The 18,645-nt window shown below is 60.2% G+C and carries 22 protein-coding genes; 12 read left to right on the top strand and 10 right to left on the bottom strand.

Features of this window, described 5'->3' with window-relative positions; translation table 11 throughout:
* Positions 1–184: 184 nt before the first annotated feature.
* From ACP2YO_RS44025 to ACP2YO_RS44015, 3 genes are all read right to left on the bottom strand, one after another.
* Positions 185–574 carry a PRC-barrel domain-containing protein gene (locus ACP2YO_RS44025; protein WP_426437391.1) on the bottom strand — a complete coding sequence of 130 codons (390 nt, stop codon included), beginning with the start codon at positions 572–574 and terminating at the stop codon, positions 185–187.
* 52 nt (positions 575–626) lie between these two features.
* On the bottom strand, positions 627–1,034 hold the full coding sequence (locus ACP2YO_RS44020) for a hypothetical protein (RefSeq protein ID WP_426437390.1): 408 nt from the start codon (positions 1,032–1,034) through the stop codon (positions 627–629).
* Between the two features lie 394 nt (positions 1,035–1,428).
* Positions 1,429–3,144, bottom strand: a complete 1,716-nt coding sequence (locus ACP2YO_RS44015) for a sensor histidine kinase (RefSeq protein WP_426437389.1) — start codon at positions 3,142–3,144, stop codon at positions 1,429–1,431.
* A gap of 218 nt (positions 3,145–3,362) precedes the next feature.
* Between ACP2YO_RS44015 and ACP2YO_RS44010 the strand changes: the two genes are divergently transcribed.
* Entirely contained in the window at positions 3,363–3,638 is a 276-nt protein-coding gene (locus tag ACP2YO_RS44010; RefSeq protein WP_426437388.1) for an MEDS domain-containing protein, read from the top strand.
* Entirely contained in the window at positions 3,631–4,008 is a 378-nt protein-coding gene (locus ACP2YO_RS44005; RefSeq protein ID WP_426437387.1) for an MEDS domain-containing protein, read from the top strand. The genes ACP2YO_RS44010 and ACP2YO_RS44005 overlap by 8 nt, the downstream gene beginning before the upstream one ends.
* Positions 4,009–4,417: 409 nt before the next feature.
* Here ACP2YO_RS44005 and ACP2YO_RS44000 read toward each other — a convergent pair whose 3' ends face one another.
* From ACP2YO_RS44000 to ACP2YO_RS43990, 3 genes are all read right to left on the bottom strand, one after another.
* Positions 4,418–4,738, bottom strand: coding sequence for a co-chaperone GroES (locus ACP2YO_RS44000; protein WP_426437386.1), 321 nt, complete (start codon positions 4,736–4,738; stop codon positions 4,418–4,420).
* A 109-nt stretch (positions 4,739–4,847) separates the two neighbouring features.
* The gene (locus tag ACP2YO_RS43995; RefSeq protein WP_426437385.1) at positions 4,848–5,693 is read right to left on the bottom strand and encodes an SDH family Clp fold serine proteinase; all 846 of its coding nucleotides are present in this window, start codon (positions 5,691–5,693) and stop codon (positions 4,848–4,850) included.
* Between the two features lie 19 nt (positions 5,694–5,712).
* Positions 5,713–6,456, bottom strand: coding sequence for a rhomboid family intramembrane serine protease (locus tag ACP2YO_RS43990; protein ID WP_426437384.1), 744 nt, complete (start codon positions 6,454–6,456; stop codon positions 5,713–5,715).
* Between the two features lie 95 nt (positions 6,457–6,551).
* On the opposite strand from ACP2YO_RS43990, the gene ACP2YO_RS43985 reads away from it, so the two are divergent.
* The 4 genes from ACP2YO_RS43985 (at position 6,552) to ACP2YO_RS43970 (ending at position 10,246) form a co-directional block, all read left to right on the top strand.
* Positions 6,552–6,779, top strand: a complete 228-nt coding sequence (locus ACP2YO_RS43985; RefSeq protein ID WP_426437383.1) for a hypothetical protein — start codon at positions 6,552–6,554, stop codon at positions 6,777–6,779.
* Positions 6,780–7,124: 345 nt separating this feature from the next.
* A complete protein-coding gene (locus ACP2YO_RS43980) occupies positions 7,125–8,189 on the top strand; it encodes an HlyD family secretion protein (protein WP_426437382.1) in 1,065 nt (354 codons plus the stop codon).
* Between the two features lies 1 nt (position 8,190).
* Positions 8,191–9,690: a DHA2 family efflux MFS transporter permease subunit gene (locus ACP2YO_RS43975; RefSeq protein ID WP_426437381.1), complete on the top strand. Its 1,500-nt coding sequence runs from the start codon at positions 8,191–8,193 to the stop codon at positions 9,688–9,690.
* Between the two features lie 43 nt (positions 9,691–9,733).
* Entirely contained in the window at positions 9,734–10,246 is a 513-nt protein-coding gene (locus ACP2YO_RS43970; protein WP_426437380.1) for a phosphate-starvation-inducible PsiE family protein, read from the top strand.
* Between the two features lie 60 nt (positions 10,247–10,306).
* On the opposite strand, the gene ACP2YO_RS43965 is transcribed toward ACP2YO_RS43970, so the two are convergent.
* The gene (locus ACP2YO_RS43965; protein WP_426437379.1) at positions 10,307–10,540 is read right to left on the bottom strand and encodes a DUF6894 family protein; all 234 of its coding nucleotides are present in this window, start codon (positions 10,538–10,540) and stop codon (positions 10,307–10,309) included.
* A 205-nt stretch (positions 10,541–10,745) separates the two neighbouring features.
* Between ACP2YO_RS43965 and ACP2YO_RS43960 the strand changes: the two genes are divergently transcribed.
* Positions 10,746–10,964, top strand: coding sequence for a hypothetical protein (locus ACP2YO_RS43960; RefSeq protein WP_426437378.1), 219 nt, complete (start codon positions 10,746–10,748; stop codon positions 10,962–10,964).
* Between the two features lie 426 nt (positions 10,965–11,390).
* Complete coding sequence (locus ACP2YO_RS43955) at positions 11,391–12,680, top strand: MFS transporter (RefSeq protein WP_426437377.1); 1,290 nt, start codon at positions 11,391–11,393, stop codon at positions 12,678–12,680.
* A gap of 150 nt (positions 12,681–12,830) precedes the next feature.
* Here ACP2YO_RS43955 and ACP2YO_RS43950 read toward each other — a convergent pair whose 3' ends face one another.
* A complete protein-coding gene (locus tag ACP2YO_RS43950; RefSeq protein ID WP_426443471.1) occupies positions 12,831–13,550 on the bottom strand; it encodes a cytochrome c biogenesis CcdA family protein in 720 nt (239 codons plus the stop codon).
* Between the two features lie 14 nt (positions 13,551–13,564).
* Positions 13,565–13,957, bottom strand: coding sequence for a TlpA family protein disulfide reductase (locus ACP2YO_RS43945; protein ID WP_426437376.1), 393 nt, complete (start codon positions 13,955–13,957; stop codon positions 13,565–13,567).
* A gap of 442 nt (positions 13,958–14,399) precedes the next feature.
* Between ACP2YO_RS43945 and ACP2YO_RS43940 the strand changes: the two genes are divergently transcribed.
* The 3 genes from ACP2YO_RS43940 (at position 14,400) to ACP2YO_RS43930 (ending at position 16,085) form a co-directional block, all read left to right on the top strand.
* A complete protein-coding gene (locus tag ACP2YO_RS43940; protein ID WP_426437375.1) occupies positions 14,400–14,660 on the top strand; it encodes a hypothetical protein in 261 nt (86 codons plus the stop codon).
* 229 nt (positions 14,661–14,889) lie between these two features.
* Entirely contained in the window at positions 14,890–15,360 is a 471-nt protein-coding gene (locus ACP2YO_RS43935) for a DUF302 domain-containing protein (protein WP_426443470.1), read from the top strand.
* 59 nt (positions 15,361–15,419) lie between these two features.
* On the top strand, positions 15,420–16,085 hold the full coding sequence (locus ACP2YO_RS43930) for a peroxiredoxin-like family protein (protein ID WP_426437374.1): 666 nt from the start codon (positions 15,420–15,422) through the stop codon (positions 16,083–16,085).
* A gap of 39 nt (positions 16,086–16,124) precedes the next feature.
* Here ACP2YO_RS43930 and ACP2YO_RS43925 read toward each other — a convergent pair whose 3' ends face one another.
* On the bottom strand, positions 16,125–17,309 hold the full coding sequence (locus tag ACP2YO_RS43925; protein ID WP_426443469.1) for an OpgC domain-containing protein: 1,185 nt from the start codon (positions 17,307–17,309) through the stop codon (positions 16,125–16,127).
* 235 nt (positions 17,310–17,544) lie between these two features.
* On the opposite strand from ACP2YO_RS43925, the gene ACP2YO_RS43920 reads away from it, so the two are divergent.
* Complete coding sequence (locus tag ACP2YO_RS43920) at positions 17,545–18,639, top strand: asparaginase (RefSeq protein WP_426437373.1); 1,095 nt, start codon at positions 17,545–17,547, stop codon at positions 18,637–18,639.
* The last annotated feature ends 6 nt before the right edge of the window (positions 18,640–18,645 follow it).

Here is an 18,645-nt window from a genome sequence, read left to right as displayed (position 1 = left end):
CGCGAACTAGAGCATAGAGGACAATAGCCTTCGCACATTGACGAGGCTCAATTCGTATTGCTCTTTTCGATGGACTCCTGGTGCGTGAGCCATGCGTTGTAAACGGTCGAACGTCGCCAGGACGCGCCGAGCGATCAGGGAGCGAGCGATCAGGCAATATCAAGTGTGGCCGCCACAGGGGGCGTCAGTGGCCGACATAGACTGGTAGCTTTGAGAGCGCCGCGCGACTTGCCTCCGGCAGAACGGCATAGTCGGGTGAATCGTCCAGCTTCAATTGACGCAGCGGAACGGCAATGAGATGGCCATTTAAGCCCGTCAAATCGTCAACGGCAAGGACCACATAAATGTTGCCGTCCTTGCCAAAGATGAAATCGTTGATCCTTGCCACTCTCTCGTGCTTGTCGTTGACCACCGGTCGGAGTTTGAGCGCGTCGGCACTGTAGCCTTTCGCGACCTCCGTCGTCTCCAGAGGCGTCAGCCCGATCTCTTGTGCGGCCGCGCGATCGACCGGCTTCGAAAGCGCGACCACAGTCACTACGGCCATGAGGAGCAACGGGAGGCGGTGCGCGTTCATGGGATCTCCTTTCGCCCTTCAGGGCGATGCCGGGTCGATGGCCGGGGCCGTGCTAGCGGTCCTGCCGATCCGGGCTGCCGGCGGTCGACCCTGTGGTGGTCGGCTCGGTGACAATTTCGGATACCAGCTTGGTGTCGGGGTCGATGAGCAGGATACGGTCCGGTAGCTTGACAAAGAATAGCTGCTTCGCCTCTGGGACTTGTTCGGCGACATTGTGCGGCATGGATTGCGCAGTCATGGAATCCGGAACCTTGTCACCGACTTGCGGCTGCGCGCCCGACGGCGCGGGCTGCGACGGCGTGCTGGCGAGGCCGGTGCTGACCATCTGTTGCTGCGCCGGGTTCAGGTTCGGGTGAGCGTTGTCGTTCTGAGCAGCGTCGTTTGCGTTCTGGGCCTCGGCAGCGGCGGCACTGCCGAGGATAACAAGAGAGAGCGCGCAGGAGTAGAATAGTCGATTCATGGTGATCTCCTCGATTGTGATGGATTCGATTCGTTCGTTTCGGGGGTCGCCCCTGCGATGGTTATTGAATGCGCGGCGCAGGAATCGAGCCTTGATAGTTGTCAAGCTGTCGCCAACAATTTTTCCGAGATCTAGCCGGAGGTCGAGTGGTGCGCCGCGCGAGCATGGTCGGACCCAGAGAGCAACTGACTAGGCCGGATGTGGCGGATCAGCGTGCGCGGGCGTCTTCTTTGCACGTTGTGGCGTCATCTTGGCCGGAGATGGCTTGCCGGGAACACCGCGAGGTCCCAGCAGCTCCTGCTGGATGTCGTCCTCGGTCTTGCGTCGATCTTCGCCTGGGCGAAGCCGAGCGCAATCCTGGTTCAAACCGACCGGAAGACCATCGCAAGATTGGTCAACGACCTGACGGCTTCCCTTGATCGATCTGCTCCTCGTTGGGAACGACAGGTAGCGTGAACCGGAAGGTCGCTCCCCCGGCTGGATTGGGTTCATATGAGAGAGCTCCGGCGTGGGCTTCCACGATCGATCGGCAGATCATAAGACCGAGCCCCATCCCGTCGCGCTTGGTAGACCGAAATGCTTCGAACAAATGGCTGGCGATTTCGTCCGGGAGTCCCAGGCCATTGTCGGTAATGGCGACCTGGACCATTTCCGCATTGATCAGGGACGTGCTGATCTTAAGCTCCTGCCGCTTGCTGCCGGCAATGGCTTCGACCGCGTTACGCAACAGATTGACGAGGAGCTGCTGCACCTGCACGCGGTCAACCAGCACGCGTTCCGCCCTAGGATCGAAATCGAACTGCACTCTTGCATTACGCGCTCCGGAGCCGACCAGGGTGAAGTCAGTGGCATCCTGAATGAGAACAGAAAGACGCTCAATGCGCATCTCCATCTCACCGCCCGAAACAAACTGGCGAAGCCGCCCGATGATCCCGCCGGTGCGCAAGGCCAGTTCAGCCGCCTCGTCCATGATCTCGCGAGTGATATCGGGTCCGTTGCTCCTTTCGTTTGCCATCATTCGCCGCGCCGCATTGACAGAATTGGCAAGCGCGGTAAGCGGTTGGTTGATTTCGTGGGCTATCGCGCCGGCCATCTGCCCGGCAACGCTCAGGCGGGACGCGTGCAGCAGTTCTTGCTGCAGGAGCCTTGCGCGGGCATCGCTGCGTTCGCGTTCTGCGATCTCCTGTCGAAGCTCTGCTGTACGTTCGGCGACGCGCTGCTCCAGTTCCTCATTGGTACGTCGTAGATCGCGCTCCAGCTTCTTCTGCTCCCGTAGATCCCGGCTCACCATGGCGAGATTGACCGGTTGGCCGGTGCGGGGATCATCGGTTCGGAACCAGTCGACGAGGAACGGGATCACATGACCTGTCTCGAAATGTCGAAAGTTGAGCTCGCCTCTCCATCGGCCGTCGCTGATCACCGCTGGCATCAATGTTTCACGGGCGCGTCTGCGATCGGCCTCGACCAGAAAGTCATAGATCCGCAGCGTCGTCGGTATCTCACTGCCGGGAAAACCAATGATCTCGCGTCCGGCTGCATTGATATATTGTGGAATGCCGTCCATCGCGGCAAAGCCGATGAAGTCGGACGAACGCTCGATGATATTTGCGAGACGTCGCGCCTCCGTTTCGGTCTGCCACCGGCTTAACGCGATTGTGGCGTCATTGGCCGCGATTCCCAGCAGAAGCCGTTGCTTTTGGCTTGGGAATCCGACCTGAAAGGAACCGGCCACCACCATTGATTGGCCGGGGAAGCCGATCGGGGCTGAAGCAGCATTGAGCTTGATGTGAGTTGAAGGGACTGCGATGGTCGTCAGACGGTCAAATCGTTGTATCCTTGCGCCGAACAGAACATCCTTCCAAATTGAAACGGACTCGTCAGTCGCGTTCCTGGAGCGCGTGACTTCGATCGGATAGCCGGCGTTGTCATCATCCAGTAGGACGCAGACAAAGTCTGCATCGAGCATTGAGAGCAAGCCCGTGGCCACACTGTCCGCGATCTGCTGCGGCTGATGGTTCTTCCAACTGGCGGGCAACGTGGAGACGGCGATCAAGTCGCGGATGCATTTCCGCAGCTCTGTTGGGTCAGAAAGTGCATCAACCCACGGCATGCCCGGGAGACTCCCGTTACAGATGGCCCACGGGCCATCATGCCTTTGCGTGGCCGGGGGAACGCGCCTGAGGATATCAGAAATGCGGATTGCCGATACTGATAACTGCTTCGATAGCCAGACGAACAGGACGCCCCGTTACGTAAATCTACGTAATGGCATTCGCTCTCATCTGGCACGATAATTTTCGCAACGTTCACTCTGATAGGAGGCCTGCCATGAGGCAAAAGCCGGCTTCAGTCAAGATAGGAAGGACTACGCGAACCTGCCCATGCCACGCCTGCGCGTTCTTCACCAGCAAGGAAGAAGAATATCGCGTGATGCTTCCATTCATGGCTGAAGGATTCGAGGCCGGCGACAAGCTTGTGCACATCATCGACGGTGATCACCGCAACGAACGTTTGACGCGATTAAACCAGGCCGGAATTGATGTAGTGACTGCCGAGCAAAGCGGTCAACTCGAGTTGTTGCCCTGGGAGCAGGCACATGGTTGACGGTTATTTCGATCAGCAGCGCATGCTAGCGAACCTCGATAAGCGATTTGCCGAGGACAGCGAACACTATGCCGTCACGCGTCTGTGGTCGAACCAGGAGTGGGCGTTGCAGGATTTGCCTGGCGTGATGGACATCATCGAATATGAAAGCCGTTTCAACCTGATCTGGCCGAAATATGATGACATCACGGTCTGCGTCTATGACGCCACGAGGTTCAGCGCAGAGGTCATGATGGGCATGCTGCGCAGCCATCCTTTCGTGATCGTGGATTCAGTGGCGCGCGAGAACCCCTTCTATGTGCCACCCGACGAGTTGTTGAAGGAAATGCGGGGACGCGGGTACCGGCCGGCGAGGTTGAATACAGTGTAGCGGAAGAGGATCAAGACGGCCAGCACAGGCGACGCAGACTTGTCGACGGAGAACGAGCTTGCACGATCGACACCACACCGCGGTGGCGTGGCTTCCAAGCGCATGTGATCGCCTGTTTGAAGCCTTCGATATCGCTTGGTCGAGACTGTTGAGTGCAAGGGGACGCAAGGAGTTGTCGGATGATCACATCCGAAGACAGCTTGCTGACGTGGTGTTACGATTTGAAGGCGATAAGCGGAGTGCAGCAGAGATCGCCGAAGCTGCACTGAGGAGGCTGGGGTTGGGCTAAGGCTAACGCCGGCCGGCAACAGAGTCCCGGCTCTGGATTTGGCGGGTCGTGCCCAGGTTCGCCGACAGGTGAGCCGGCGTTCAAAAGTTCCGCCACGTCTTGAGGCCAGAGCCAGCGCGGTCAGGCAGCTTTTGCTCTTGCGCGCGTATTGCCTTCGATCAGCCCTAGAATGTCGGATTCCTTGAGGATGAGCCGCTCTTCGCCGTCTATCAGCACGTCCGTGCCCGTCCACTTTCCAAACAGCACGCGACCGCCGACCTTGACATCGAGCGGAATAACCCTGCCCATTTCGTCGCGCGCGCCGGGACCAGCAGCGAGGACTTCACCCTCGATCGGCTTCTCTTTTGCTGTGTCCGGGATGATGATTCCGGCTGGGGTCTTTTCCTCCGACTCGATGCGCCGGACCAAGACGCGGTCGTGAAGCGGTCTGAAGCGATGCATGGTAGACTTTCCCATCAGTGTTTAACCGATTCAGAAATACGACCGTCCGCAATCCGCGTCGTTGATGGTCGTCAGCCTCGCGGATAAGTCGTCGGCAGTCGGTCGGGGCTCATGTCCCGTAATTCGACGTGGCGGGCTGGTTTCGCCGCGGCACCGGCAGATATTGCACGCCGCCGCCGCCCTGCATGCGAACTGGTTGCGGATAGAGATTCATTAGCTGAAGAACGTCGTCCGGCATGTCAGTGCTGATCGGCAGGCCGATCGAGGTCGCGGTCGACGCCCATATCGGATAGTCATGCGTCCACTCACCGGACGCGAGTTTTTCAGCTATCGCGCTGGCCAGTTGCGCGGGCATGCGACGGTTAAGAAGCTCGCTTGCGGCTTGCTTGACCTGCGCGATAGCCTTGCGGCCGACATCCGCCAATATCAGCGTTCGATCGTCGATTTTCGATACAGGCTTGTCCTCGACGACCTTGATAAGCGAAACTGCGGGCGAGTCTCCGAGTTGCGGATCGATCGGCCCCAGCACCGAGTGCTCGCACATCACGATCTCGTCGGCCGCCAGCGCGATCAGCGTGCCGCCCGACATGGCATAATGCGGCACGAACACGGTGACCTTGCCCTTGTGTTCACGGACAGCTTTGGCGATTTGCAGCGCCGCGAGCACAAGACCCCCGGGGGTGTGAAGGACGAGGTCAAGTGGCACCTCGTCGTCGGTCATTTGAATCGCGCGCAATACTTCTTCGGAGTCGTTAATGTCGATATAACGGGCAACCGGGAAGCCGAGCAGGCGCATGGTCTCTTGCCGGTGCACCAGAAGGATGACCCGCGATTTCCGATCGCGCTCGATTTTCGAAATCTTCCGAGCCCGCATGGCCTCAAGCATTTGTTGTCGGAGCATCGGCTGGATCGCCGAAAATACGAAGAACAGCCAGACAAGGTCGCCGATCGACATGGAAGTCTCCTGTGACACCTCATATCCGCCCGTCGGTATCGAAGCCGAGCCGGCCTTCATCGGGGTAATACGCGCGATAACGCTGCTCGGATTGGACAAGTAGAGGGCCAAGTGCAAACCCCGCAATGAACCCGCCGATGTGAGCCCACCACGCGACGTCTCCGGCGGAGGATGGCTGCAGGAGGCCTACCGTCGACTGCAGCACTTGCAGGAAGAACCAGAGACCGATGAAGGCAAACGCATAGACTTCGATGAAGATCGGGATGAACAGGATCGGGACAATGACGACGACCCTCGCCAGTGGAAACAGGCGCATGTAGGCTCCGAGAATGCCGGCGATTGCGCCGGAGGCGCCCAATGCGGGTGATATCGAACTCGGGTTGAACATGACGTGGGCGATGGAGGCCGTAAGACCGCAAGCAAGATAGAATGCCAGATAGCGGCCATGACCCTGGCGATCTTCGATGGTTGGGCCGAACAACCATAGCGTCCACATGTTCGTAACGAGGTGAAGCCATCCTCCATGCAGAAACATCATGGTGAGAAAAGGCACGAAATCCTCCGTACTGAGGTCGCTTTCGCCGGGCACGAGTTCAGAGTAGCGCGCGGGTATGAGTGCGAACTGGCGCAGGAACAGTTCAAGTTCGTCCGGGTCTAGACCTTGCTGGAACAGGAATACGAGACAATTGATGGCAATCAGAATCCAGGTGGTCACCGGAGGATAGCGCGAAGGGATGGTGTTCCGGATCGGGATCATCTGCATTTCCTTCGATGCGTCGCGGACGCCGGACTATCTGTCGCGCCAAGTGTTTGAGGTGGCAGCGATGTCGAAATTGCTGCTTCCGGGATCATCCGGACATGACGTCCGTCAGTTTCCGTCGATTGTCCCGTGTGGCATTTCCTTCGGACGAGCGCTGTGGCAGCAGCCGAATGGCGCCGTTTTCTGAACAGGTGGATGCTGTGGCGTCAAGATTGTGGATGGATCATCTGGAAAAGAGGCTGGCCACCCATCCTTTCGCAAAATTCCTGCGGATCGTTCTGCCGCCGCTGACATCCGTCAAGGTATCGACAACCTTCTCGAATTAGCGTGATGCAGACCGTTGGATGCGCTCGCCGACCATGCCGTGAGCCGCGTCCCGATCGAGGTGGCGATTCGCCCTTTCGTATTGCGCTGGATCTTGCGGGCGGGAGTCCCTGACGCGAGATCGGGTGAGAGCCAACGCTCGTCGGATGGACACATTCTTGACGACAGAGGCGCTTGACGATAGAGGCGCGGTTTCAATGAGAAGTAACAGGCTCGAGGCGATTACGGGCGCCGACCAACCGGGTGTTGCGCGCACGAACGCGGAGTCTCCGCCGTTGGCGCCAAGGCGTCCAACCGAGACAGATCAAGCGACATCCAAACCGGCGGATGTAGCTGAGGAGCGGAGCATGACAGCCGCGCCGCAAAGCCGGTGGCGGCGGCCTTTGCTGATCCTGGGCCCTCTCGCGCTCGTCCTCGGAGGACTTGGCCTTTACCTTGCGACGGGCCGCTATGTCACCGAGGAGGACGCCTACATCCAAGCAGTGAGTGCTTCGATCAGTCCGGAAGTCTCCGGTCAAGTCGTCGCCATCACAGCCAAATCGAACACCGAGATCAAAAAGGACGATCTTCTTTTCAGGCTCGATCCCGAACCCTATCGGATCGCGCTGGCGAATGCCGAAGCGCAGCTTGGCATTGCCCGCGATCAGGTCCATACCTTGCTCGAGACCTATCGTGCACGGCTCAAGCAAATCGACCAGGCCAAAGCAACGGCCGATTATGCCCAGACAACTTTCGAGCGCCAGCAACAGCTCTATGACACGGGCTCCGCGCCGCGGGCGACACTTGATGCGGCGATCCGCGACCTTCAGACCGCGAAGGCCAATCTGGCAAGCCTGCAACGGGAAGCTGCGGCTGCGCTCGCGCAACTGGGCGGCAATCCGGACATGGCTGTGGAGCAGCAGTCCACGGTCAAGCAGGCGCAGGCCGGGGTCGATTCCGCCGCGCGCAATCTGCGGCTCACCTCTATCATCGTGCCTTTCGATGGAATCCCCAACAACGTCGAGAGCATTGCGATAGGAGTCTTTTTGAACGCGGGCCAATCCGCATTTCCGTTGGTATCGATCCATGATCTCTATGTTGAGGCCAACATCAGGGAAACTGATCTTACATATGTGAGGGAAGGTGACGCGGCGCGCATAGCCGTCGACGCCTATCCGAATTCTCCGGTCGCCGGCAAGGTAACAACATTGGCGCCGGCGAGCGGATCGGTGTTCGCCCTGTTGCCGCCGCAAAATGCCACCGGCAATTGGGTCAAGGTCGTGCAGCGCATACCGGTTCGCCTTTCCATGGCAACGGTGCCGGACGGCGTTGCCCTGCGCGCCGGCATGAGCGTCAAGATTTCGATCGACACCGGCCATCGGCGCTCCCTCCGCGAACTGTCGCGTGACGTCATCGCGATGTTCCGAGGCTAAGATGGCGGGGATGATCGAGCACAGCGGGGGCGTTAACCGGGGAATGATTACCGCGACAGTGATGCTTGCGACTCTCATGCAGGCGCTCGACACCACGATCGCGAACGTGGCGCTGCCTTATGTTCAGGGCAGCCTGTCCGCGACGAGCGACCAGATCACCTGGGTGTTGACCTCCTATATTGTGGCGGCCGCGATCATCACGCCGGCCACAGGCCGGTTGGAAGCCAGGTTCGGGCGCAAGCCGTTATTTCTGACAAGCGTGATCGGTTTCATTGTGGCCTCAATGCTTTGTGGCGCTGCCGTGTCGCTTGCTCAGATCGTGATCTTTCGTTTGCTCCAGGGCATCTTTGGCGCGCCGCTCGTGCCGCTATCGCAATCCGTGCTGCTCGACGCCTATCCTCCTGAGCAGCAGGGCCGGGCGATGGCCGTGTTCGGGCTTGGCGTGATGCTCGGGCCCATCCTCGGCCCCACGCTCGGCGGGTGGCTCACGGATTCCTACAGCTGGCGTTGGGTGTTTTATGTCAACGTGCCCTTCGGCGTGTTGTGCGCGTTCGGCATCCAGCTATTTCTCGGACGTCGTGCGAACCACCCACTGGCGGTACGGTTCGATTGGTTCGGTTTCGCGGCCCTCGGGCTCGGCGTCGGCGCCCTGCAGCTCTTCCTCGACCGAGGCGAACGGCTCGACTGGTTCGCCTCGCGCGAGATCCAAATCGAAGTCGCGCTCTGCGTCCTCGGCTTCTATCTCTTCGCGGTCCACACCCTGTCGACGGATCATCCATTCATCGATCCCGTGCTGTTCCGCGACCGCAACTTCGTGATCGGCATCATTCTGATCTTTATCGTCGGCGCCGTACTCCTTGCCACGCTTTCGCTGTTGACGCCCTATCTCGAGGAACTCATGAATTATCCGGTGCTGACGGCGGGACTCGTTCTCGCCCCGCGTGGTGTCGGGACCATGGCGGCGATGCTCGTCGCTGGGCAGCTCACGCGCTACGTCGACGCACGGATATTGATCGCGGTCGGCCTTGCGACGACCGGGCTGGCGCTAGATCTGATGACAGGATTCACACCCGATGTGTCGCGTGGTACCCTCGCCCGAACTGGCTTGCTGCAAGGCTTCGGCATTGGTTGTGTTTTTGTGCCATTGAGCATGGTTGCGTTCGGCACGCTTCCGTCGGCACTGCGTACGCAGGCAACCGGACTTTACAATCTGATGCGCAACATCGGAGCGAGTATCGGTATCTCTCTGATGAGTTATCTGCTGATACGCCACTCGGCTATCGCGCAGTCCGCGCTGGTCGAGCATGTTACGCCATACAGGCAAGTCGTGCGCGACCTTGCTCACCAGCTTGATCTCGCAAACCTTGGCGGACGCGCGGCGCTCGCCCAAACGGTGACCGAGCAGGCGCAAGCCATCGCTTTCATCCACAATTTCAAGCTGATGATGTTCGTGTCTTTCCTTACAATTCCACTGGTATTCCTGGTGCGAAAACCGCGGTGACCCTCCAGGTAAGGGCAAGCGCGTGCTATGCGGGAGGCCTTCGATGACCATCAAAGAACAGCTGAGAGACGCCAGGCAGAAGTTCAAATTGCTTTCGTTTTATCAGCAATTCGAGCGCGTCGTTATCCTCATTCTTACGGCTTTCATCGCGATCATCGTCATTGCGGCTCTGTGGAGCCTGAGCTTGAAAATCCTGTTCGGCCTTGTCCTGTCCGGCAGTCTCGATCCATCCGACTATGCGGTTTTCCAGGCCGTGTTCGGCATGATCTTTACGGTGATTATCGCGCTCGAATTCAAGAAATCGCTGCTGGTCGTAGCCGAACGCCACGACAGCGTTGTCCAGATCCGCTCGGTCGTCATGATTGCGCTCCTGGCCATTTGCCGGAAAATCATCATCCTCGACCTGACTGAAACTGACGCGTGGCATATTCTGGCGTTTGCGACGGCGATCATCGCGCTCGGCATAGTCTATTGGCTGATACGGGATTCGGATCAGCCCCTCGGTGATAGGGCCCGAGATCAGCCAATTAATTCACCGTTTCACGTCAACCGGTAGTTGATCGCGGGAAGGAACGCGAAGACGGACCGCCGTCAAGCGGATCGCAGTTTGCGGATCTCAGCTGGCATCATCCTTCGGTTTAATCGTCACTGACAGAAGGACCCTGCCGTCTCGATCAGTGACCAAGACGGCAAAACCCCGGTAGTGGTCTCCATCTTGGGCAAGTTCGGCAGCGATTCTTGCTGCGTAGTCGGCCGCATCTTGAATCGTGTCTGACCGACAGCCCTTTTCATCCCGGATCTCAGTTTCGGTGCCGACGATGTGAAAAAAGTAGTGGCCCATTTCGCGCATTTGTCATGTCGAGCAATACCCAAATATTTTCTGTCTCCAGGAACGGAAGTCAACAAAAGAACAGTAAGTTCAATGAGTTAAATTGGCACTAGAGGGCTTTGCGGTTCAAATCGCCTGATGCCAAAAGGCAGATTAATGAGTATAATCTGCTAAACGCCTTCTGAAAGGCTTTAGCTGCTAAAGAGTAGAATCCTGGGAGACTTGGATGGGTGAACTAACCAGAGGTCAGCGCCTCCAGATAATGCTCACGCCCCAGGAACTTCGGATCGTTGACACCTGGCGTTTTGCAAGGCGGATGCCGAGCAGGGCTGCCGCCATACGGGAGTTGCTCAGGCGCGGCATTGCAGCCGAAGGCTTCGGAGATGCGCTGGACGGCCAGAGGTCCAAGGACTTCTCGGTTCTCGCGGACAAGGCGGCCGACTAGCCTAGTCGCTGGTTCCGGACAGTTCGCCTGCATCGCGGCCTGCGCGGACGTCGCGTCGCCCTCCGTATACATTCACCAAATGGGCCAAATGGTCGGGCTGCGTTTCCACCTCGGGCGGAAGGCTTCGCGCGGCCCTCGCGGAGATCCGCGTAGCCGGTCCGCTTGGCGCGCCCACAGGCTTCTGCGTCCTCCGAGGCGATGAACTCTATCAGCTCTTCGTATCGGCCGAGGCGCGCGGCTCGGGCGTTGCGGCGGCGGTACGAGAAACGGCTCGCGGACACGTCTGAGTAAGAATTTTCCGGTGATCCTGTCGTGAACGGCGTCGCTATTCTCGCGCCGGATAGCACCGTCCCGTTTGCCGGAGATGTCGGTTCATGCAAACCCCGTCATAGTGCCTCGCACAAAAGAAAGAATGTGAGAGGAAACATGACCGAGAGCATCGTCGATGCCGTGGAGCCGTCGGCCGCGGCGCTTGGTGCAGCGTCGCCACGAAAAGTGTTTTGGGCGACCTGGTTCGGCTGGATGCTCGATGGCTTCGATTCTTCGATGTACAGCTACATCCTGGTGAGCGCGTTGAGCGATCTCTTGCCCGCGAGCGGGATCGAGGCGAGCAAGGCCAATATCGGCATCTATGGAGGGCTGCTGTTCTCGATCTTCATGTTGGGCTGGGCCTGCTCGATGATATGGGGCTGGGCGGCGGATCGCTACGGGCGCGTCAGGATCATGTGCTGGACGGTCCTGGTCTACTCGCTGTTCACGGCGCTGTGCGGTCTCGCAACCGGCATCGTGATGTTCGCGCTATTCCGGTTCGTGGCAGGCTTCGGCATTGGTGGCGAATGGGCGGCCGGCACGCCACTGCTGCAGGAATCCGTGCCCGAAAACACGCGGGTGCGATTGGCTGGATGGCTGCACACGGCAACGCCGACCGGGCTGTTTCTGGCAGCCGCTGTCACGCTCGCCGTCGGAAGCACGCTCGGCTGGCGCGGCATGTTCCTGCTCGGCATTCTGCCGGCGCTATTGATTGCTTATCTGCGCAGCAACATTCCCGAGCCGAAGGGCAGCAATTCGCGCGAGCGGCCTTCGGTCGCAGCCTTGTTTGCAGGCGACCAGGCGCAGACCACCTGGGCCGTGGCGCTGATGATGGCCTGCATCATCTTCGGCCTGTGGTCGTCGAACTTCTGGGCGCCCACCGTGATCGCGACCAAACTGGTCGCGGCGGGGGCGACGCCTGCGCACGCCCAGGAAATGGGAGCGGTGGCTGGGCTGATCACCAATGTCGGCACGCTGATCGGTTGCCTGTTGGTGCCGTGGATCACCGGCTGGCTCGGCAGCCGGCGCCGCACTGCGGTGCTGTTCTTCATTGGTGGGCTGATTTCCGTTGTGGCCTGCTATGAGGTCGCGATCGAATGGCTGAACAGTTTAACGCTGTTCATGGTGCTGCTGCCCGTGCTCGGTTTCTTCACCAATGGCGTGTTCGGCCTGTTCACGATCTGGCTGCCGGAGATGTTTCCAGCCGCGCTGCGTGGCACAGGCTCCGGTTTCGCCTTCAGCATGGGCCGCGTGCTCGGCGCCGCCGGCCCATCCCTGATCGGCGCGCTCGCCGCTCGCACCGGGAGCTTCCCATTGGCGATTTCGTTGTTGTCGATGATCTACGTGGTCGGCCTGCCACTGATTGCGCTGGCGCCGGAGACGGCCGGAAAGCCGCTCGCGAAATAGCAGAACGTGTCGTATCGGTATGACGCGTCCTAAGCGCGGCCGGCTACCGCTGCGCTCTGTCACGCCAGGCGGAAGCCGCTACCCCGCACGCCGCGTTTGGCGGTGCCTTCGCGGGCGGTGCTCTGCGCGTAGGTCGAGAAACGAGCACGATCAAAAGCGGGTCGTGAGGCCGGTCAACCATTGCGGAGAGGCATCAACAAGCTTGGTCTCCACCGTCTTGTCGAGCCCGGTCACAATGAGCAAACCGACGAGGACCAGGAAAATTCCGAGCACCCGCTTTGTGGACTTGCCGGCCATCGACATGCCGTCCCGCCAGCGCAGCGGAAGTTGATGAGACAAGGCTCCGAACAACAAGAGAGGCAATCCGGCGCCGAGGCCGAAAGCCAACATCGTCAGGGCTACGGCGCCGAGGTCCTTGCCCTGGGCCGCCAGCACGGACGCCGCGCCGAGCGTTGGTCCCACGCAGGGGCTCCAGACCGCGCCGAGAAGCAGGCCTAAACCGAACTGGCCTCCGAGACCTGATGTCGAGAAGCCCCCGAATCTCTGATAGGTCCAATTGCCAAGCGGGCCCCCCGCCGCGGCGAGACGGTTCTGCAAGGGTGGAAGCGCCAGAACGCAACCGATCCCGATCATCAGGACGGCGGCGACGAGCCGGAACAAGTCGCCACCAATCCCGAGACCAAAGCCGATGGTCGCGATGAAGAGGCCGATAGCGACGAACGACAGCGACAGACCGCCGGCAAGGGCAACCGGGCCGAGCCTGTGCTCGGAGGCGGCAGCGCCCAGCACGACCGGCAGCAACGGAAGCACGCAAGGTGAAAGTATCGAGAGGACGCCTGCGAGAAAAGCAAGCCCCAGCGTGCCCAACAACATCCGCTAGGCCGTCAGATCGTCTTGTCCAGAAGCGCTGAAATCGACGTGGCGTTGGTATCTCCGACCGAGCGGCCAGTCTCCTTGCCATCCTTGAAGGTGATCAGCGTGCTCTGCATGCGTGCGCCAAATGATTTCACGGCGTCCTTTTGCGAATCGAAGTCAACCCGGAACACAATCAGGTCCTTGAACTTGTCCTGCTTTTCCAGGTTGCCGAGGATTGGCTGCTGAGCTTTGCAGGTCGGGCACCACGATGCGTGAATCTCGACGAGAATCGGCTTGCCCGCAGCCTCCGCGGCGGCAAACGTCTTTGCATCGTAGTTCAGGAGTTCCGCAGCGCCGGCCGCCTGTGCGGTAAAGCTCATGACGAATACAGCCGCGGCTAGCGGGATCAATTTCTTCAGCATGACAAACCTCCGTGGGGCGAGACGCGTGCCGTTCTCGTCGAGGTGCTATTCGCATGCAGATGCGAATTTGTTACGGCTGTCAAAGAACATGATTGTGAAGTTTCGATCGCGCCGCGTCCTTGATCCATCTCCAGTCAAGGTTTGCATTCCGGCGCTCGAGGCTTTCCGGCCGCAAACGTCCCGCGTCGCACAGCGCGCGGCGGCAGGTCAGGCGGAATATCGCTTTGCACAAACTCCGTCTGACGTGAGAGGGGCGCGTTCCGCACAGAACGTGCCGGCGTGCATGGAAACGCCCGCGGTGGTGTTCCCGATTTAATTCGGCTTGGCGCGTAACTCACACCAATATGAAACGTAGTCACCTTGGATGGCGGTTTGTCGGTTGATGACGTTGTCGTCGCCTGCGACCCGCGCATCTTTGCAACAACCCGTTGGAGGGAATTCCATGAAAGTGACTTCCAAGTCTGGTGCCGCAATCGCGGCCGCTGCGGCTACGCTGTTTCTTGCCGGCATGACCGTGACGTCGACGACTGCGTACGCAGCCGGTGAAGGCCACTGCGTCGGTGCGAATGCCTGCAAGGGCCAAAGTGCCTGCAAGGGCGGCAATCACGCCTGCAAGGGCCTGAACGCCTGCAAGGGCCAGGGCTTCGCTGAAATGACCAAGGCAAAATGCGTCGCGTCGAAGGGCAAGTTCGAACCCGCCTGATCGATCGCCTCCAGAGGCGGATGGGGCCCGGCCTGTGCCGGGCTCCTCGTGGGGGCCTGCAAGCGAAGGCAGCGGAGCCGTCGGGGTAGTCGACGTCGATATTGGCCAGTCTGGCCTCGCTGCGGGTCTTTCGTGGCGATCGGGTCAAGAACTGGTTGGAGGTGGTCCGTCGGGCGCGTTGACGGTCTCGCCTGATGGCCTTGCGGGAGGGAGCTGAAACGTGAAGCAAATGATCGCTGCCTTTCTTACGGTTGTTGCGCTATCCTCCATCAATGTCGAGGTCAGGGCCGAACAAACTCCGGCTTCCGATCAAGCGGGACTTGTCGTCATCGACAGCGCCAACACGATGGCGGAGACGGAAAAGCGCCTGATCGCAGCACTCGACGCTGCCGGATTGAAGGTCGCCGCGCGCATCGACCACGCAGCCAATGCCAAATCGGTCGGTCTGGATCTCGCCCCAACTGTCCTTTTCATCTTCGGCAATCCCAAGGCCGGGACGGGGTTGATCGAAAAACAGCGCACGATCGGCATCGATCTGCCGCTCAAAATCCTGCTGTGGGACGAGAAGGGTAGCATCAAGGTCGCTTACAACGATCCGGCCTATATCGCACGCCGTCACGGTCTTGATACGTCGCTGCCTGTTCTGTCTCAAATTTCGTCGACGTTGCGACGTTTGGCGGAAGCTGCCGCCAATCGTTAGGCACCTTGTCGGGCATGGCGATTTAAAACGTAACCCTGTCACCTGGAGGAAAGCTGCTCATGACATCGACCCTGGCCCAACAACTCGACGAGTTTCTCGCCGGCTGGAAGCAACGCGTGCCCGCCGAGCGACAGGCGATCATGGAACGTCATATCGCCCATCTGAAGGAGGTCGGCATCGGCCGGAGCGCCAAGCAGGTCGGAGCGCGCGCCCCCGACATCGTCTTGCCCGACGCGCTCGGCAACAGCTTCGACGTTGGTCGGCTACTGGCCAACGGGCCGGTTGTCGTCACATTCTATCGGGGAGGCTGGTGCCCCTACTGCAATTTGGAGCTCAAGGCCTATCAGGATCTGCTGCCTCGGATCATCGCGGCCGGCGCCAGCCTGGTCGCGATCAGCCCCGAGAAGCCGGATGATAGCCTGAGCACGACCGAGAAGAATGCGTTGACTTTTCCGGTGCTCAGCGATGTTGGACAGAAAGTCGGCAGGGCTTTCGGTGTGGTCTATGAATTTACCGACGAATTGCGGACGGCTTACGAGGGCTTCGGGCTGGATATTCCGTCCAAGAACGGCGCTCCGGACCAATGGTCGCTGCCGCTTTCCGCGACCTATGTCATCGGCTCGGACGGACTGATCCTGTTCGCCGACACCAGCGTCGACTACCGGCATCGTGCCGAACCGCTCGATGTGCTGGCCGCGCTGGAGCGTCGTGAGGCCGCAGAATAGCGCGCGCCGGCATTGCTGTTGGCTTTGTCGGAGAGCCCGTTAGGCTTGAAGCCGATCTACCGCGCCGGCGCTTTTCGCCGGCGCCGCGCTCGCCAGCGCTTTCGGTGGCGCCTTGTCGACCTTCTTCGACCATGAGCGATAGTAGGCGAGCACGGTCATCAGCACGATGCCGACGGCGCTGACCACGATCTGCATCCAGATGCTGTTGGACACCTCGACCAGCACCAGATGCGCGATCACAGCGAGGAAGATGCCAGAGCAGAACACCTCGAGCGACTGCTGGCCGCACTTGATTGCGGGGCGGAAGATCGCCCATTGCAGACCGGGCCAGTCCTTCGGCAGGAAGCGCGTCACGAAAAACGCGAGGATCACGAAGTGCAGCACGCGATAGGGCGCGAGGTTGGTCTTGTCGTTCGGATTGAATGCATCATAAAGCCAGGGCGGCATCGCCTGCCCGAGTGCGGGGAAGCGGCCCGCCAGCGTCATGACCATGGCAAACAGCAGATACGCCCCCCCGAGCACCAGGAACGGGCGCGAGCGGATCAGTGTCATCGATTCGCCGGCGCCGCCGAGCGCAAACCAGCCGCCGAACACGAACAGGAACTGCCAGCAGAACGGGTTGAAGTACCACGAGCCGCCCGGATAGGCCGGCAGGTTCCAGCCGAAATGCCGCGCGGCCAGATAGAGGAGGAATGACGCCGCCAGCGTCAGATTGAGCTTCCGCAGCATCATCCAGAGCACGAGCGGGTACACCAGCATCAGCGCGATATAGAGCGGCAGCACGTCCATGTTGACCGGCTTGAACGCCAGGATGAGGCCCTGATAAAGCGTCTCGGCCGGGTTCTGCATGAAGCCCGCGACGTTGAATTCGTTCTGCAGGTTCGGGTCGTGATAGCGCTGGGAGAGATAGCCGATCTCGGCGATATAGATCACGAACAGCATGACGTGCGCGACATAGATCTGCCAGGCGCGCTTGATCAGCCGAGTGGCGCCGATCAGGGTGCCGCGTTCGAGCATCATCCGGGCATAGACGAACGACGCCGTGTAGCCGGAAATGAAGATGAAGAGGTCGGCCGCATCGCTGAAGCCGTAATTCTTCTGCGTGATCCAGTTGACCGCGTTGTTCGGAATATGATCGAGATAGATCGCCCAGTTGGCGAAGCCCCGCAGCAGATCAAGCCGATAGTCGCGTCCGCGCGGCGGCAGCACAGCCCTTACGTCGATCATTTGCTTCCTCCTCGACCCCGCGAATTCCCGACCGCGAGGTGCGCCCACACAGCATTCTAGCAAGCTTCAGCTTTCGCGCATCATGTTTTGGCGGCTGGTCGTTGCAGGAGGCTGGATCGCTCCTCTCAACGTCCCGTCACATCTCGCCCGCCGCAACTTCGTCTCTTTGTTGCGAGACAAAACCAAAAGTTGCAGGATACAAATGATGTTTTGATGTTTGGGGGGTGAAGACATGACGCATTCCGTTCAATCGCGGCGTTCCCTGCCGGCCACCGTAGGTCTCGTCTTCGTCCTCATGGTCGGGCTGCTTGCGCCCGCAACCGCACAAAAGACCTCGGATGCGGCCCTGGCTCGCGTACTCGTGCTGGGCACCGGCGGCACCATCGCGGGTCAGGCCAGTGCCCGCGCCGGCAACGCCTATGACTCGGCCAAGGTGAGTTCGGCCGATCTCATCGCCGCCGTTCCGGGCATGGACAAGCTTGCCCAGATCTCGGTCGAGCAGATCTCGTCGATCGGCTCCCAGGACATGAACGACAAGGTCTGGTTCGCCCTCGCCAAACGCATCCGAACCGCGATCGAGAACAAGGAAGCCGACGGCGTCGTGATCACGCACGGCACCGACACGATGGAGGAGACGGCATTCTTCCTCTCGAGCGTGCTGGATACCGACATCCCGATCGTGCTGGTCGGGTCGATGCGGCCCTCGACCGCCATCGGCGCCGACGGCCCCGCCAACCTTTATGAAGCGGTGAGGACCGCCTCCGCGCCGGAATCGCGCGGCCGCGGCGTCCTCGTGGTGCTGAACGACACCATCCACGGTGCGCGCTGGGTGCAGAAGACCAACACCACGAGCGTCAACACCTTCCGATCGCCCGACGCGGGACCGGTCGGCTATGTCGACACCGGCTCGATCCGCTATTTGCAGCCGCCTGTTCCTCCCAAGGGGCCGAAGCTGAAGCTGCCGGACGCGGCACCCCTGCCGCGCGTCGACATCGTCTACTCGCACGCCAATATGGACGGCGCAGAGATCGAGGATGCGGTCAAGCGCGGCGCCAAGGGCATTGTCCTGGCGGGTGTCGGCGATGGCAATTCATCCAAGGGCGCCATCGATGCGCTCGCTGCCGCGGCCAAGCAGGGTGTCGTCGTCGTGCGCTCGAGCCGTGTCGGGTCAGGCATCGTGAATCGCAACGTCGAGGTCGAGGACGATACGCTAGGTTTTTCTGTCGCGCTGGACCTCAACCCGCAGAAGGCGCGCGTCCTGCTTCAGCTCCTGATCGCGAACGGCATCACCGAGCCGAAGGCGGTTCAGCAGGCGTTCGCGTGGTAGCGGCAT

Origin of the sequence: Bradyrhizobium genosp. P, from assembly GCF_049949265.1 — a bacterium.
Lineage (GTDB): Bacteria > Pseudomonadota > Alphaproteobacteria > Rhizobiales > Xanthobacteraceae > Bradyrhizobium.
This window is presented reverse-complemented; position numbering and strand designations above follow the sequence as displayed.